General features: G+C 39.9%; 14 protein-coding genes and 1 riboswitch. Of the genes, 2 read left to right on the top strand and 12 right to left on the bottom strand.

The features are described 5' to 3' along the window. Window positions 1–46: 46 nt before the first annotated feature. From EHS13_RS11945 to EHS13_RS11890, 12 genes are all read right to left on the bottom strand, one after another. Entirely contained in the window at window positions 47–1,702 is a 1,656-nt protein-coding gene (locus tag EHS13_RS11945) for a sensor histidine kinase (protein WP_155700566.1), read from the bottom strand. Window positions 1,703–1,705: 3 nt separating this feature from the next. Then, window positions 1,706–2,380 carry a response regulator transcription factor gene (locus tag EHS13_RS11940; protein ID WP_155700565.1) on the bottom strand — a complete coding sequence of 225 codons (675 nt, stop codon included), beginning with the start codon at window positions 2,378–2,380 and terminating at the stop codon, window positions 1,706–1,708. Between the two features lie 128 nt (window positions 2,381–2,508). Beyond that, window positions 2,509–4,515, bottom strand: coding sequence for a methyl-accepting chemotaxis protein (locus tag EHS13_RS11935; protein WP_155700564.1), 2,007 nt, complete (start codon window positions 4,513–4,515; stop codon window positions 2,509–2,511). Window positions 4,516–4,596: 81 nt separating this feature from the next. Next, a riboswitch (guanidine-I (ykkC/yxkD leader) is annotated at window positions 4,597–4,700 on the bottom strand. A 66-nt stretch (window positions 4,701–4,766) separates the two neighbouring features. Beyond that, window positions 4,767–5,720 (bottom strand): acetylxylan esterase, encoded by a 954-nt coding sequence (locus tag EHS13_RS11930; RefSeq protein WP_155700563.1) that lies wholly within the window; start codon window positions 5,718–5,720, stop codon window positions 4,767–4,769. A gap of 45 nt (window positions 5,721–5,765) precedes the next feature. Then, entirely contained in the window at window positions 5,766–6,323 is a 558-nt protein-coding gene (locus EHS13_RS11925; RefSeq protein WP_155700562.1) for a CcdC protein domain-containing protein, read from the bottom strand. Between the two features lie 31 nt (window positions 6,324–6,354). Further along, window positions 6,355–7,233: an ABC transporter ATP-binding protein gene (locus EHS13_RS11920; protein WP_155700561.1), complete on the bottom strand. Its 879-nt coding sequence runs from the start codon at window positions 7,231–7,233 to the stop codon at window positions 6,355–6,357. Window positions 7,234–7,288: 55 nt separating this feature from the next. After that, the gene (locus EHS13_RS11915) at window positions 7,289–8,302 is read right to left on the bottom strand and encodes an efflux RND transporter periplasmic adaptor subunit (protein WP_155700560.1); all 1,014 of its coding nucleotides are present in this window, start codon (window positions 8,300–8,302) and stop codon (window positions 7,289–7,291) included. Beyond that, a complete protein-coding gene (locus EHS13_RS11910) occupies window positions 8,303–11,182 on the bottom strand; it encodes an ABC transporter permease (protein ID WP_155700559.1) in 2,880 nt (959 codons plus the stop codon). Window positions 11,183–11,207: 25 nt separating this feature from the next. Then, complete coding sequence (locus EHS13_RS11905; protein WP_227013904.1) at window positions 11,208–12,233, bottom strand: efflux RND transporter periplasmic adaptor subunit; 1,026 nt, start codon at window positions 12,231–12,233, stop codon at window positions 11,208–11,210. Beyond that, window positions 12,223–12,954: an ABC transporter ATP-binding protein gene (locus tag EHS13_RS11900; RefSeq protein WP_227013903.1), complete on the bottom strand. Its 732-nt coding sequence runs from the start codon at window positions 12,952–12,954 to the stop codon at window positions 12,223–12,225. Before EHS13_RS11900 ends, EHS13_RS11905 begins: the two co-directional genes overlap by 11 nt. 150 nt (window positions 12,955–13,104) lie before the next feature. Further along, a complete protein-coding gene (locus EHS13_RS11895; RefSeq protein ID WP_155700557.1) occupies window positions 13,105–14,397 on the bottom strand; it encodes an ABC transporter substrate-binding protein in 1,293 nt (430 codons plus the stop codon). A gap of 229 nt (window positions 14,398–14,626) precedes the next feature. Beyond that, a complete protein-coding gene (locus EHS13_RS11890) occupies window positions 14,627–15,127 on the bottom strand; it encodes a CBO0543 family protein (protein ID WP_155700556.1) in 501 nt (166 codons plus the stop codon). A 234-nt stretch (window positions 15,128–15,361) separates the two neighbouring features. On the opposite strand from EHS13_RS11890, the gene EHS13_RS11885 reads away from it, so the two are divergent. Next, complete coding sequence (locus EHS13_RS11885; RefSeq protein ID WP_155700555.1) at window positions 15,362–15,796, top strand: hypothetical protein; 435 nt, start codon at window positions 15,362–15,364, stop codon at window positions 15,794–15,796. Between the two features lie 173 nt (window positions 15,797–15,969). Beyond that, complete coding sequence (locus tag EHS13_RS11880; RefSeq protein ID WP_155700554.1) at window positions 15,970–16,185, top strand: hypothetical protein; 216 nt, start codon at window positions 15,970–15,972, stop codon at window positions 16,183–16,185. Window positions 16,186–16,193 lie beyond the last annotated feature (8 nt).

Here is a 16,193-nt window from a genome sequence, read left to right as displayed (position 1 = left end):
CAAAAAAAAGCCAAGAGAATCCTCCTGGCTTTTTCTACTCTTATTTTTACCTGCGCAGCGGAAAATGGATTAACATGCGCGTACCTTTGCCCAGCTTGCTCTCTGCGCGGATTTTACCGCCGTGTCGGTCGACAATCCAGTGGGCAATCGATAAGCCTAAACCCATACTGCCGTCTGAACGAGAACGAACTTTATCACCGCGGAAAAAGCGTTCAAAAATAAATGGCAAATCGGATTCAGGTATACCAACACCGGTATCCTCGATACTTAAATTTACAGAATGCGCAGTCTTATTGGCGGAGATCGAAATCACTCCATTTTCTGGTGTATATTTGAGCGCATTGTCCATTAGAATGACTAAAAGCTGATGAATTCTCTCCTCATCTGCGTGCATTATCATCTCTTCTTCCAAAATCAGCTTTATATCGATTTGCTTAATATTCATCAATGGCGCGAACTGCTGCACACATTCATTAATTAACAGGTCGATAGAGATTGGCTTAGCTTGAATTTCCATTTGATTCGAATCCGATCGGGCAAAGGTTAGTAAGCTTGTGATCAGCTTATTAATCCGTTTCGATTCTTTGAGAATGGTCGAGATATAGCCGCTCTCCTGTTCAATCGAGTGATCGGGATGCCGCAGCAGCAGCTCCGTGTTGGCTTGAATGACAGCCAATGGAGTACGCAGCTCGTGCGAGGCATCTGCCACGAATTGCTGCTGCTTCTCCCATGAATCGCGAATAGGGACTAAAGCTCGTTGTGCCAGATAGAATCCAGCAAGCAAGGTTAGTAAGCCGCCAACGGCTACTCCAGCAATGATAATGATAAATAAGCTGTGAAGCATCTCAATCTCAGGATCCATATTGCTGATAAACTGCATCGTTGCAATTGGTGAAGCTACTGTCATTGAAATCGAGCTTGCATTAGTGACTAACGGCATTACCGTACCCGTTGCGGTAATTGCTAAAGGTCCGGATAAAGCGCCTGCTGAGGTTCCCATTATAGTAAAGTTATTTTGAATCATGTTAAATGGCATCATCGGTCTACTAAATAAAGCCATGCTGCCGCCTTCTATTACTGGTCTGGCAATAGCATCATCCATAAAGTCAAATCTGGAGACTTCTTCAGGAATCCGAGAACCAGGAAAATCAACTCTTGAAGCTGACATAGTGGATCTTCCTATCCCTGGTGCATTCACCTTCACTTTCATTCCGAATCCGAAAGCAGACCGAGAGGTGAAGGTTGATTCTGTACTAAACGATTTGATAAATAGAGGCTCGGCCAAGCCTCCCATATTAATTTTATTAGATACAGCAAGCATACGGTAATGATGTCCGCCAAGAAGCATCGTTGTAGGTGGCCTACCCACTTTTTGAGGTAAAGTAGCAACCATCGCAGGACTTGCAAATTGGCTTATCGATATTTTTTTATCGAGGGATTGAGAGGTTATTGAGCCCTGTGTATCTCGCGTAATAAAGAATACCCGAGGATCACTTGCTTCCGGTGCTTGGTAATAAAGCTTGTCGCCCGGACCATTTTGTGTCAGCAATACGTTACTTGCTTCTTCAAGCAAGGAAGCATCTATTTTGTTATAGAGCTGTATTTTCACATAAAAATAAAGCGCAGCACCAAACATGCTGAGAATCAGAAAAAAGATCATCGTATTTAAGAGAGTCAACCGCATTCGAGTTCGATGAAACATGATTTATTTCTCCTTTAAGCGATATCCAACTCCACGAACGGTATGTAACAAATGCTCACAATTATGTAAACTCATCTTTTTTCGTAAATAATGAATATATAGATCTACAATCCCATTGGCTGTGTCCGAATCAAAGCCCCAAATGCGGTCGAAAATCTGTTCCCTGGTGAGGATTTGCTGATTATTAAGTACAAGGTATTCCATTAATTCGTATTCCTTAATAGTTAATTGCATCGGCATTCCCGCGACAAAAGCGTCGTGCAGTTTAGGTTTGATACTGATTCCACAGTAAGAAATTTCACCTTCTGCACCTATAGCTCCTTGACGCCGCAATAGCGCACGTACTCTAGCTAAAAGCTCACTGACTGCAAATGGCTTTACTAAATAATCATCTGCCCCTACATCCAGCCCTTGCACGCGATCCTCTACACTATCTTTTGCCGTCAAGAATAAAATCGGTGTTGCCATAGCTTGCAAACGCAGCTTTCTGACGATCGCTAAACCGCTCATACCAGGGAGCATTATATCAAATACCAATAAATCATAAATGCCTTGCTCCGCTAAGAATAAGCCATCATCCCCTGAATCTGTTCCATCTACTTGATAGGATTCCTCTTCAAAAAGCTCCGTAATTACTTTTCGTAAAGGAAGATCATCCTCAACCACTAAAATTCGCATAGCTATTCCCCCTGCTTCATCCATCCTAAATGGGTAAGCTTAAATTAGGCTGAATCCTAACTTAAGCTTCCATAAATTCGGTGCAGATTAAGATTAACCTTTTTTTCTTAGAATTACATTTGAAAATTCTATCCAGTAATTTTAAATTTAGCTAATGTTTCATGAAGCTCTTGTGCCATTTTACTTAAAGCTTCAGAGGCAGATGAAATCTCACCCATAGAAGCTAATTGTTGTTGTGCTCCGCCAGCAATACCTTGTGAATGAGCAAAGGCTGCTTTTGTGACATGTACCATTTCACCCATGGAAGCTGTCACTTCCTCTGTTCCCGCTGACATCTGTTCTGACGCAGCAGACACCTCTTGAATTTGATCCGAAATGGATTTAAAAGAAAGTGAAATTCTTTGAAAAGCATTTCCCGCTGTATCCATAACTATGGCACCCTTCTCTACATCCAGCATGCCTCTGTTCATCATGGACACGGCCTTTAACGTTGTAGCTTGTACACTTCTGATCAAACCGGTAATTAAGGAGACCGAGCTATTCGTTTGCTCTGCAAGCTTCTTAACTTCATTGCCAACAACAGCAAAGCCGCGGCCATGCTCGCCTGCTCTTGCCGCTTCTATAGAAGCATTTAAAGATAGCAGCTGAGTTTGATTGGATATATCCGTAATTACACCGATGATTTCACCAATTTTTTGAGAATAAGATTCAAGCTGTTGGATATCTAATGCGGTTTCGCCAACTGTTTTACGGATTTGAGCCATCTGAAGGACAGCCTCTTGAATCGCTTCATTTCCTAGCCCCGCCTCTTGCACCGAGATTATGGATACTTCGGATACTTCCGAAGAGAATTCAGTAATTCTTTGAACCACGATGGACATTTCCTCCATTGCTTTGGTAGATTGCTCAGTTCCTTGCAATTGTGCCTCAACACCCTGAACGATTTGATTAATCGAATCCACAATATGATGAGAGGTTTGTACGGACTCATTTGAGGCTGCTGCTAGCTTAAGTGAATATGTCGTAACCTGTTCAGCTGCTTGATCGACTTGAGCAATAATCCCTGAAAGGGAATCCAGCATAATATTCATATTCATAGCCAGCTGGCCTAATTCATCCTTTCTGTTTAACTTCAAACGTGGAGTCAGATCACCTGTAGCGAGCTTCTTGACTATTTCAGTTAAATAAATCATTGGACGGGTTGTTCTAGATGATATAATAATGGCCAATACAGCAACAATAAACGCAGTGACCGCGACAAAGCCAATCGCCACTTGATTGGATTTACTTACAATCTCATATGCTTCTGATTTGGAAACTATGATTACAAGCTTCCAACCAACAGATGGCGCTGTTTGAAAGGAAGCCATTTTAGCAGAATTATTTAAGCTGAACTCAAAGTGGCCTTGCTTATTGCCCAGCACATTAGTTCGGAATAAATCAGCTAATTTGGGATTAAAGGCTTGGTCTAAGCTTTGTCCGATACGGTCTGTTAAAATCATTCCTTGAGCTGAAATTAGCATTCCATATCCGGTTTCCCCCAATTTTATGCCTTTTACCAGCTTGCTTAAGCTTGCCGTGTCTATAAAGCTGTTTAAGGCGCCGATATATCTGCCTTCTTTATCCAGAATAGGAACTGCCACAATCATATCGTTCCTGCCGCTTTGTTTATTAAGTGCAGCTGTAGTAAATGGACTCTTGCTGTCCCTCGTTTGAAGATAATAGTCTAAGCTTTTGATATCCGTAATTTCACCAATATTCATACTTGACCCATTCTTATCCACAAAAGCGTAATCTACGACTTCATGATCAATATCAGCAAAGCTCTTAAGTGTTTTTTGAATCTCCACTTTATTACCTGATTTAAACTCGCCATGCTGATCTATCATTTGCCCAGCATAATCAATACGTCGAGCTACAAAAGATTCAATCGCAGCAATATTCGCTTCCGCCAAATTTAATTCTTGGGTATGAATCTCATCTCTCATGACCTGTTTATAATAGATAGAAAAAAATAACGTGCTAATAAATAACGGAATTAAGGTAAAAAGCAGAAACATTGCTGTCATTTTCATACGCAAGGATGGAGCTCCTAATGTAATCTTACTTTTATTGCTTACTTGTTTAATTTTCAATTAGCTCAACCCCTGTCTCGTATTTAACGACTTCCATCACTTACGAAAAAGAAAAAGCCCAGGATTGATATCATAAAGATATCCTCCCGGGCTTTTATCCCTCCGTGTCCACAGCTGATGCTGTGTATTACCTCTTGGACCAGCCAGCCTAAATGAATAGCTGCGGAACCCTAGGTAAAAATATAAGTGTTATATTATTTCACATCGTTCTCGTTATTATAGAGTATCCATAAATTACATGTCAAGTTACATTACATTAAATGATCTTGCATAAAACGCAAGCCTTCGCGATTATTAGCTCTACTTACCTCATGTCCTGCAAACGGATCAATCAAAATCGACTTATGCTCCGGTGCAATCCGATTATAGACAGCAAAAATGGTTTCTGGTAAACAAACCGTATCCTTCAATCCAACTGATACAAGCAGCGGTGTTCTAATTAGATGAGCTAGATTCAGCATATCAAAATAACTTAATGTATCGAAAACCTGCTCCGTATAAGCAGGGTATTGCAATAATAATGGGCCAATCTCCGTTAATGAGCTTGTAGAATTGATCACACCAAAATCCATATGACACATATTGGGAATATGCGCTATTGTAGCAGCTACCTTATCGCTAAGTGCTGTGCAGATCAAAGCCAACCCACCACCCTGACTGCCTCCAACAATTCCAATTCGCTCCGCATCAATCTCCGGCTGCTCCACAAGCCAATCTAAAGCACGCAAACAATCTACAGTTATGGCTTTATAATAGCAGGTGTCTTTGTCGAGTATGCCTTGTGTAATCCAGCCTTTTGTTGTGCCAAAGGTTTGTTTAAGATGGTTTCCCGTTTCCCCGCCTTGACCACGAATATCAATCGCAAAAACAGCCACACCCATTAAAAGCCACTGTGCATATTCCTCAGGCAAGCCTTTTTGTCCGGTATAACCATGAAAAGATAACACACAAGGGTATTGCTTTTGTACAGGGTAAACTGGAATTAAAAACCAGCCCTGAATCGGGGTATCGTCAAAGCCGCAATACGTTACTTTATAGGTTATGGCATGTAATAGAGAATCTTCGACAAGTGTCTTAGAGGCAGATAAAGGATTGAGCTTAGCTTCCTGCTTCGTTTGCTCCCAAAAAGTGAATAAATCATCTGCTGCTGTAAGTGGCGCTGAATATTGATGTAAACCTTGAAATTTCGCTTGAAGAGCATTCATTTGAGCTAATTCCTCCTTATTTTCACAAAAAAATAAACCCGTAGCTCACAGCTGTGAGCTTGCGGGAATTAAATCTATAGCTTGCGTTTTCTCGAGCGATAAAGCTTTGCCTTTGCGGATTAAAAAATAATTATAAATGATGTAATAAGTAAGAATCACGCAGAAAATGCCCACCGTGTAAGGATCTCTAGTATATTGCGCCATTTGATTATCACCCTGTACGACCACTAAATTCTTGGAAATCATAAATACAGCTAGAACACGATAAAGCACTCGCCCTAGAAATAAGATAAGTACCGTAGATTCAATATAGATATGTGTCCGAGTATACAATAACTCATCGCGCCACTCATAAATGAAATGTCTAATTGCATAATAACTAAGAACGGCTCCAGCTGTTATTCCTACAACGTCAGCAAGAATTAGAATCGGATGAATAATACTTACAGCCAATAAAATCACACCTATTATGGAAAAAATCACAATCCGAAATTTTAATCGCTTGGATGAAAATCTTTGGAAACCAATGGATCTTTTTACACGTCTGTACAATACAAAAGCAATAATAACAAAAGGAAATGCCATTTGCATTATGGAATTCATACTTAGCCTCCGTTTTTATTTCTAGTATACTTTATTCCGGAGGCAACAAGGTAATCTTTCCATCCTCGAGCATAACTCGCACTTTATTCTTCTGTTTTAACCCTATGGAATCCAGATAAGACGCTGGTATTTGCAATCTCCCTGCCTTATCTATGACCACATATTCGACATGTGATTCCTCTTCTAGCTGTGAAAGTCCCTGCTCTATTTCCAGCATCTCTTCGGAATAAGATTTGCGACGCAGGATCTCGGAGGAGGTTTTGCCATCTCGAATCGCCACTACGCGATCTACCTTCTTAGCCAGTAAAGGATCATGAGTAACGATAACGATCGTCAGCCCATAATTGCGGTTTAAATCACGAAACAAATCGAGAATTTGATTACCCATTTTGGTATCCAATGAGCCCGTGGGCTCATCGGCAAGCAGCATCTTCGGGTGATTGGCTAATGCTATTGCGATTGCAACGCGCTGCTGTTCCCCCCCGGATAACTGGGTCAAACGGTTGTTCATTCGATGCTCGAGCCCTACTGATTCTAGAAGCTGCTTGGCACGTTCTTTCTTCCGTCTGCCATTAAGCAAGATAGGCAGCTCGACATTCTCTAATGCGGTTAGATAAGGAATTAAATTACGCGCTTGATTCTGCCAAACGAACCCGACGGTTTCACGCTTATAATGCATCAAATCACGTTCTGAAAACTTTAGCAAATCTTTGCCATCTATTAATAAATTACCGGCAGAAGGACGATCCAAACCTCCAAGCATATTCAACAAAGTCGATTTCCCGCTTCCACTGTTGCCAATGATAGCCATAAGCTCGCCTTTCTCTACTTGCAAATCAAGACCCTGCAAAGCGACGACTTCCAGCTCGGACGATTTATAAATTTTTACAAGATTATCGCATTGAATCATGGTTGTCACCTCCTAAGAGCTTGCCTCGGCAAGCTTTCTACGTAAGCATACGCTGTTAATTAATAATAACCTTCTGTCCTTCAGTTAAGCCTTTAATTATTTCGATCTCATTATTTGCTTTAATACCGCTTTCTACATCAATCTCCTTGCGGATTTCCCCATCAAGAATATGCACATAATTACGTCCAAGATAAGTGGACAAGGCATCCTCTGGAATTATTAAAGTATTCGACTTTTTTTGCAAAGTAATGACTATATCTGCTGAAGTACCTAGATATTCCCCTTCAGGCAAATCAATAATATCAATAATCAGATTGGCTATATTATCCTCTCGTTTATTGGGATCTGCCGTTTTCGGTACAGATGAAGGAGCCTGCCGAACGTGTCCTTGGTATTGAGCAGAATCTATTGTTATCTCTACGTTCATTCCAACGTTTACTTCAAAAATATCATTGGGATTGGCGAACTGGCTTAATAGCAGAACTTGACTCGGATCCGAGATGCTAACAACGGTATTATACGCCGTCATATAGTCACCTTCCTCTAAGTCAGAAACATAAGTAACCACACCATCAATGGTTGCAACCAATTTGGTTTTGATCAATAGATCATTTAACCGATTTAGTTCATTGCGCGATAGCTCAATATCAATTTGCTGTAAATGAATGCTAATCGCATCATCTGGATGCAGCAATTGCGTTTGTTGATAAGCGATCGTTGATTTCTCCAGCATCCGTTTTTGCACAAAAACCTGGCTTTCAAAATCTTCCGCTTCCAGCTGCGCCAGAACATCGCCTTTTTTCACCGAAACTCCTGATTTTACATTTATGCTTTGCAGACGTCCGCCCGAGCTTTTGAAATATAAATCCTGTTTTTTGCTTGAGATGAAGTTTGCACTATTCTTAATTTCCCTTGCCATATCCCCTCGCTTGACCTCAGCTATATCGAACTTTTGACTGACAGGCTTAACCAATGGGGGCTTTAAAGTACTCTTCTCTTTGGTCAATAAGCTACAGCCAGATAACCCTACCACTAAAATGATAATCAATAAGAATCGAATAATTTTCATTTAGTCCTCCCCTAGCTTCACAGCTTGATGGATTTTGATCTTGGATAACATCCAGCCTAAGATAACTAGTCCCAAAACCAGCATAAAACCAAGTATGACATACAACCGCACATAGTCACTAGCATCAAAGACCACGTGGAACGGCGGAACTTGGGTTACGGTGTTGAAGGATAGCTGGAATAAGGGAACAAATAAGCGATTGGCCAGATTTCCGATCAGAACACCCATTAAAACTGCCGCTCCAGATGTTAGTAATTGTTCAAGCAGCAAGAGGCCAATCAATTGCCTGAACGATATACCCATTGCTCGTAGGATCCCGAATTGCAAGGTTCTGCCTGACAGCGATAGGACCCAATACAATAAGAATCCAAAAAAACTAATGAAAATCGAAATAATAAAGCCTAATGTCATAACCCCATTGATCGCTAACTCAAATGGCTCATTCTTCGCTTTAATAATTGCTTGCCTTGTGTCGTTCAAGCCGGTAACAGGCCAGTTCTTCTCCGTAAGTGTCTTATAAAAGGCATTAAGCGATGCATCCGGCTTCAATTTCAACCAAATATCATATGGCAATTGCGAGATATTATCTTGAATGAAGGATAGATGCCCAACTATAATATGAGGCTTATCCGTAACAACCTCACTATCCTTGGCAACCTGCGCGGGAAGTGGATTCCAGCCTGGCCAGTAGTCAATAATCCCATATACATTCACTTGTGCGACGCTTGAGTCCGTCCAAGATACATTAATATGATCGCCGACCTTCACCTCTAATTCATCAGCAACAGATCTTGAAATCAACACAGCAGAAGGGTCACTAGCTATTAAATTTAAATAATCATAGAAATGATGATCCATTAAACCATCACGCATCCAGGCTACTTGCCCAAATTCATTCGTATCAATTCCCATCAGCCGCGTAGTTACTGACTTTGAGTTGATTTCTACAAAAGCATCATCTTTAGTGAATACTTTTGCCGCTGCTTCAACCCCTGGTAAGTGGGAATAAGGTTGAAATGGCGGTTCAATATAATGAAAAACCTTAGGAACAGGAGCTGCAGGAGCTGCGGGAGCCCCAGGTGGACCCGAAGAGGCCGGAGGCGGTTCATCTGAATCCCACTTGACCTTCATGGTAATATCCGCACCATTGCTATAACGAATTTTATCCTCGTTATTCTTATTAATTGTCCTAGCGGCACTTGCGCTGAACAACCCTGTTGCTAGTGTCAACGAAAGAAATACCATAATAAACTGATATTTAATAGTCGATCGGCCTACCTGAAGCAGGATCATATATAATGTGGACGACCACCATTTTCTACCTACCCAGAATATTAAGCGAATGATCCAAGGATACAATCGCAAAGCAAGCAAGGCTGACCCAAGCAAGAACAAAGAAGGAATTACGAATAGCAAGGGATCAATCTTAAAGCTTCCCGAGTTTAATCCGAGTGCCATCATGTCATGCATTCTGCGCTTGAAGCTTTGTAAACCATAAATAGATACACCCAATACAAGAACATCCAAATAGTACTTATGCCAAAAGGATAACGCAATTTCTCTTGCAGATTGACGTTTCTGATCAACAATAGTTGCTCTAGTAGCCAAGAATGCAGGGAAAATAGTCATGACAATTGACCCTACTACGGCAATAAGTGCATATTGATAGGCGTCACGGCTTAGATTAGCATCTAGAGTGGCACGTTGGACGAATTCAAGAAATCCATTAGATGCCCCTAGTAATTTTGTGAAAAATAACCCCACTGCAGGACCTATTATAAAAGCCAAACCACCTAATAATATACCTTCGGTGAGGTAACCCAATAATATCTGTAGTCGACTTGCCCCTCTGCTCCGTAAAACCGCTATCTCTGTCTTCTGGCGATCTGTAATTAAGTTAGCTACCATGTATAAATAAAAAGCCAATAAAATGATAACCGGAACGTTTATCGAGAATAACATCATCTTTAACTGCTTTTCTTTTTCATAATACGTATGAATGATATCTACTGCTGGAGCACTTTTCGAATAAATGGAGAAGTACTTACTGAAGTATTTATTGGTATCATCGTAGGTATTAATAAACGAACTCACTTGATTCAACTTTAAAGTATTGTAATCCAAAGCATAAAACCAACGTTGAAAAAACAAGGGGAATTTATTATTGGTTACAAAATTATCTTCAAACAATTGATCATTAATAAAGAATGAGCTAGAATACCCATCTAATTTATGATTCCAATATAAATCTTGAGGATCCTTCTGCGCTACAACACCAACTAGCTTTACACGTACGCTTACGACTTCTTTTCCAAGCGCTTTACTAGTTGTAGCCGTAAATTCATTGCCCAGCACCATTTTGGTTTTATTCAAAAAGTTATCCGTTACAGCGACTTCATAGGCTCCATCTACTAGCTTGTTGACTGGAAAATGTCCATCTACAAGCCGGACGTGATCCGCCATATGGGTCAATGCCGTTAAATCGACGCTAGTCACCTTATCACTCATCGGTTGTTTAGGATCTACAGGCTTTAAATTTAAATGGCTTGTGCTGCGTTCAATACTATAGATTTGAACGTCCATCCCAAAATTATTTTTCTGCTCCGCCATAAAGCTATCGACCGTTTTAAAAACAGCTCTTTTTTGATCTGTAGTCAAATTATCGCCAATAGACGCACTATATTCATAAACTCCAGGGTACAAACCTTTATCTATCTGCAAGTTTTGCAAGTCTTTAGTAAGTGTTCTTTGCAGAATAGCTTGTGTATAGATGGGCATAGAACTGACAAGTGCGACTGTGAAAATCAACCCGAATAGCAAGCTCAGCTCCAACCACTTATTTTTGATCATTTTGCGTAAAATCATAATTAATAAGGCCAATGGATTCCCCTCCAGTCATGCTATGTTATTTAATGATGACCTTCTGGCCTTCCTTCAAGCCTTTGGTTATTTCGACTTCAGTTGAGGATGTGATTCCTTTTTCAACATCTATTTCCTTGCGGCTTTCCCCTTCGAGTACATGGACAAAATCACGTCCAAGGAAAGTGGATAATGCCGATCTTGGGATAATTAATGCATTTTTCTTCTGTTCCAAAGTAAGCACAATATCTGCTGAAACCCCTAAAGTAATATTTTCAGGTAAGCCAGCTACGCCTACAATTAATATTTTTGAGTTTTTATCCTGTTGATCCTTATCTTCTGTATAGGGAGCGCTTGAAGGGATTTGCAAAACCTTGCCTTGGTATTTCTTCTCAGCAATGATTACTTCTGTCTTCATGCCAACCGTTACACTGCTTAAATCTCCCGCACTAGAAAATTGACTCTGAAGCTGGATATGCTTAGGGTCTGAAATACTGATAATGGTTACGTAAGCACCCATATAATCACCTTCTTTGGCATCTGAAACATAGGTAACAATCCCATCAATGGTTGAAATCAGCTTCGTTTTCTCCAGCTGTTCATTTAGCTGCGTTAACTCATTTTGTACAACTTCAATATCAATTTTCTTCAATCGAAGCGAAACGGCATCATTGGGATTCTGTTGCTCCGCTTGTTTATAGAAAATTGTTACTCTTTCTAGCATAAGCTCCTGTTGAGTGATCCGATTCTCTAAATCCTCCGGATCCAGACGAGCAATGACTTCACCTTGTTTAACTAAATCGCCTGACTTGACAATGATACTCTGCAGTCGACCTCCTGAATGTTTAAAGAATAAATCCTGTGTTTTACTTGATACAAACGAGGCTCCATTTTTTAATTGCTTTGCAATGGATCCAACCTTTACATCCACAACCTCGAAGCTTTGCTTAGCCGGCTTAACGAGTGGTGGTTTAAGTGCTTCTTCCTCTACGGGCAATAACGCACAGCCTGACAGCGTGAATACCAGTCCTGCAATAAATATGTATTGAAACGTTCTCATTTTAGCCTTCATCCACAATTTGTCCATCCTCCAATGCATATACATGATCAACTATTTCCATAATGGCAGGATCATGAGTTGTTATCACAATCGTCATATGCTCTTTTTGTACTAAATCCTTAAAGACCTTCATTACTTGCAGTCCCATCTTGCTATCTAAATTAGCCGTCGGTTCATCAGCCAGCAGCAAAGTAGGTCTATGCGCAATCGCTCTTGCAATGGCAACCCGCTGCTGTTCCCCACCTGACATTTCATGCGGGCGATGCTGCATACGTTTTACAAGTCCAACAAATTCCAGCGCTTCCTCTGCAAAGCTTTTATAATGTCGAGAGCTAATCCCGGCAATACGTAAACCAAACTCCACGTTCTCATAGGCCGACATAAACGGCAATAATGCATAAGATTGAAAAATAAGCCCCATACTGCGTTTTCTTAGCTCATTTCGTTTCTTATCCCCCAATTGAGAGATTTCTTTTCCTTGAAAATAAATCGATCCATCCGTAGGCGAATCCAAAGCTGCCAATAAATTCAATAACGTGGTTTTACCTGAGCCGGAACGTCCTCTTAAAGCAATAAGCCGAGCTGGAGGTATGGATAGATTCACTCCTGCTAGCGCTTTCACAGCACCCCCGCCACTACCAAAAGTTCGGGTAACCCCTATGGCTTGCAATATGGGACCTGCATTCTCTAACACCTTCGAATTACTCGTCGTTTCTTCCATAATGTCTTCCATAACCTGTTCACCACCTTAATATACTCTACCTCTCTAATTTACCGCTTTTTAGCAATAAAAAATAGACACCTTTTGTTAGAAAAAGTGTTCATTTGTTCGATTATTTGTATTTACACCTTTTGTGTTCTTTCATTAGCGTTAAATTTTCACCTAAGTTAGATCATCGACATCCTTCAAGCGAGTCAGCTCCAGATCTAGCTTCAACGCAAGTTCGTGTAATCTAAGTTGGATTTGACTATCATCCGTTGTAAGCAGCTCCGCAAACTCTGCATTTAATGCTTTATTCCATGCTTTGCCAAAGTATGGGTTTATATTAACCCAGGATTTAGTCGCATAATTCATTTCGTCTACAAGAATACTTTTGATTGGATCTGAGCTTTGACCTGATGCATCTGCAATTGATTTACTGGTTGTGAGAAAACCTTCGGCAAATTTGATAGAATCTACATTCTTGACTAAAGTCAGATACTCGATAAATTTCCAAGCTGCCTCAGGGTGCTTGCTTTTCTGAGAAATGCCAAACCCAGAAAGCCCAATCTGATTAGCTCGATTGCTTCCTTCGAAATGAGGTAACGGGGCAATTCCCATCGTATCTTTATTAGCCGAATTAGATAATACATCGCCAGCTTTTATAACCATCCCAGCCGTTTTGTTACGATCAAATTGTTCAAAAGCATCGATATAAGTCATTGGGGCTTTTTTCTGATCATCATCACGATAGTAGGCATTTAACCATTGAATGGTTTGAACTACCTCAGGGCTATCCAGATATCCAACCGTTGTTTTCCCATCAGACGATATTACGCCTTTTCCCATACTTCCCATAAGTATATCCAAAGTATCGCTATCGTAAGAAAGTATCGAACCATACGTCGTTTTTAACTTCTTGGAAATTTCTCTGAATTGCTCCCAGGTCCAATCGCCTTGAGGATATGAGATTTTCGCTTGGTCAAATATTTCTTTATTATAATAAACTACATTTGGGTAGACGGCGTAAGGAATCTGCAGCAATTTACCATTTATCACAGCAGTATCTAAAATTTGTTGGGGTATACTTATTCCCTTAGAACCATTTGCTTGCATCAAAGGCAATAAATCGATTAATAAACCCTTCTTATCAGCCAAGATAGGCTGGCTCGCAGATAGCTGTACGATGTCAGGCGGCTCTGAGCTTTCAAGAAGCTTAATTGGATCTAGGCTATAAGACTCCTCATTGGGCTGTGGGGTCGCATAATCAAGCTTCACTTTTATGAGAGGATTTAATTTTTCGAAATTCACAACCGCATCCTGATAGACCTTGCTATTGATTTGATCTTCGATTACAAAAGGAACCATAATATGAATCTCGGCAGGCTCTGTCTCTATCTTGGATTTATTACATGCAGATATAGTTAAAACAATCAATAGAATCAATGTTGTTAGAATTGCTTTTCTAATTTTCATTTTTTTCACCCTTTGCTACGTTTAGGAAAATCATAGTATAAAAGTGAATTGGAATATAGATACATTTTGTTAGATTAGGTGTCAATTTGTTAGATCAATTTATTAAACTAGTAAAGCGAAAATTCGAAATAACCAGTTCATGACCATGTTCAATAAAATCTTTAATAAAAGTAATGAAAAATATACCCTGGATGATGCAAGCCATAATTGACAATTTTACATTATTATACTATAAAAAAGGGACTTTGAAATACCACATCAATCCGACAATAATTATTATTGAGAGAAAGTAAGCACGAAGAGGCTTTACATAATGCAATCTTAGCATTGGAAACATCATGACATCGAACAATACCGAATACCAGTAAGTCCAGTTATTCTCATAGGTAATTTTACCGAGGATCTGCAAAGCTAACTCAGCAATGGAGTATATAAATATCCACTTAAGCAAGTACTTGAGCTGCTTTAGTTTATTTGTTGGCGGATAATTGGAAAGAAACAGAAGAACGGATAGGGGCATGGTGAAAATGGCATATATAATAATGGTAATTCGCTGATTATAAAGAAAGTCAGGATGGAAAACCCATAGGACAAAGCCCTTAGTTAGATATTCATACAAAAGTCCACCAACCACAATATAGAGCATGGTCGTATGGTACTTTTGCCAATTCTTCCAGTCAGCCCATCGCCAAACCGCAAAAACAGTGCATAGGGTAATCAAAAGATGCATGGAATTGAACTCCTTCAAATTCACTCAAAGATAGGCGGCTGCACTGCTCTTCTGTAAGAAAGCGGATCAGCCTATAACCCTATTCTACCCAGAGTGGATTTGAAGTAACCAAATAGTGGCGATTAAAACTCAAAAATATGTCTATTATTGTTTATAATTTATTGTCATGTCCATAATAAATAATTATTTAGCAGATTTTTATTTATGAAGAGAGGATGATAACTTTTGCTATTTATGATAGTCGCAACAATCGCAGCCAATCTCATTCTTTGGTTTATGCCTAAACATCTGACTCGCCAAGAAATGTATTGTACATGGTTGGTAATGGTGTTCATTACTCGCGAGGCAGATCAGTTTCTAGATCTGGTTTTCCATCTTTATGATCAGCTTGGCCCTGGTGTTCAATGGCAAGTCATTGTGCTTCAAACCTTGTTTCCAGGGGCTATTGGAACCATATTCCTCAACTTTATGCCACAGAATAGATTGAAATTTATTGCTTATCTGATAGCTTGTATGTGCTTTTCCGTTATATTTGAGTGGATAACCATTCTCACGGATTACTTGACCTATCGCCAATGGACGTTGTGGTACTCGGCTGGAGTGTATATAATTGGAATCATTCTGTTACGCTATCACCTGGCATTTCTAAGAACAAACAGAAAAACTTAAATCTCCACTTGTTAGACTGATAGCTAATAATATTCCATAAATTGAAATAACAAGTAGGTTTTAAAGGGAATTATTCCCTTCTATTACAGCAATTAATGATACTTTAAAAAAAACTGTAACCTTGTCCATTTACCTGCTGTCCTACCTAATACCAACCCACGAGGAGTGATTATATGGTACATGGACAGCTTTTAAAAACAGAGGTGGACTTCCATAATGCAATTTTATTTGGAATAGCGGTTTCTTTGACTCGAGATGGTCAGCATCTTGGAAGTGGTCATATTATTTCTCAAAGCAAATACGTGGTGAAAATGATAGATGGTATCTATTTCAAAGATACTTGTGATTTTACAGTATGCTCCGCAGTTATTAGAAATCGAAATACATAGGATCCTTA

Source organism: Paenibacillus psychroresistens, assembly GCF_009728935.1.
GTDB classification, from domain to species: domain Bacteria; phylum Bacillota; class Bacilli; order Paenibacillales; family NBRC-103111; genus Paenibacillus_AC; species Paenibacillus_AC psychroresistens.
The sequence above is the reverse complement of the archived record's forward strand: the minus strand, read 5'-3'. Positions and strand labels throughout refer to the sequence as shown.

Coding starts and splice junctions, on each gene's coding strand:
- EHS13_RS11905 (WP_227013904.1), bottom strand. CDS start 12,233: ATGAAGGCTAAAATGAGAACGTTTCAATACATATTTATTGCAGGACTG.
- EHS13_RS11925 (WP_155700562.1), bottom strand. CDS start 6,323: ATGAATTCCATAATGCAAATGGCATTTCCTTTTGTTATTATTGCTTTT.
- EHS13_RS11900 (WP_227013903.1), bottom strand. CDS start 12,954: ATGGAAGACATTATGGAAGAAACGACGAGTAATTCGAAGGTGTTAGAG.
- EHS13_RS11880 (WP_155700554.1), top strand. CDS start 15,970: ATGGTACATGGACAGCTTTTAAAAACAGAGGTGGACTTCCATAATGCA.
- EHS13_RS11885 (WP_155700555.1), top strand. CDS start 15,362: ATGATAGTCGCAACAATCGCAGCCAATCTCATTCTTTGGTTTATGCCT.
- EHS13_RS11930 (WP_155700563.1), bottom strand. CDS start 5,720: ATGAATGCTCTTCAAGCGAAATTTCAAGGTTTACATCAATATTCAGCG.
- EHS13_RS11890 (WP_155700556.1), bottom strand. CDS start 15,127: ATGCATCTTTTGATTACCCTATGCACTGTTTTTGCGGTTTGGCGATGG.
- EHS13_RS11920 (WP_155700561.1), bottom strand. CDS start 7,233: ATGATTCAATGCGATAATCTTGTAAAAATTTATAAATCGTCCGAGCTG.
- EHS13_RS11915 (WP_155700560.1), bottom strand. CDS start 8,302: ATGAAAATTATTCGATTCTTATTGATTATCATTTTAGTGGTAGGGTTA.
- EHS13_RS11895 (WP_155700557.1), bottom strand. CDS start 14,397: ATGAAAATTAGAAAAGCAATTCTAACAACATTGATTCTATTGATTGTT.
- EHS13_RS11945 (WP_155700566.1), bottom strand. CDS start 1,702: ATGTTTCATCGAACTCGAATGCGGTTGACTCTCTTAAATACGATGATC.
- EHS13_RS11940 (WP_155700565.1), bottom strand. CDS start 2,380: ATGCGAATTTTAGTGGTTGAGGATGATCTTCCTTTACGAAAAGTAATT.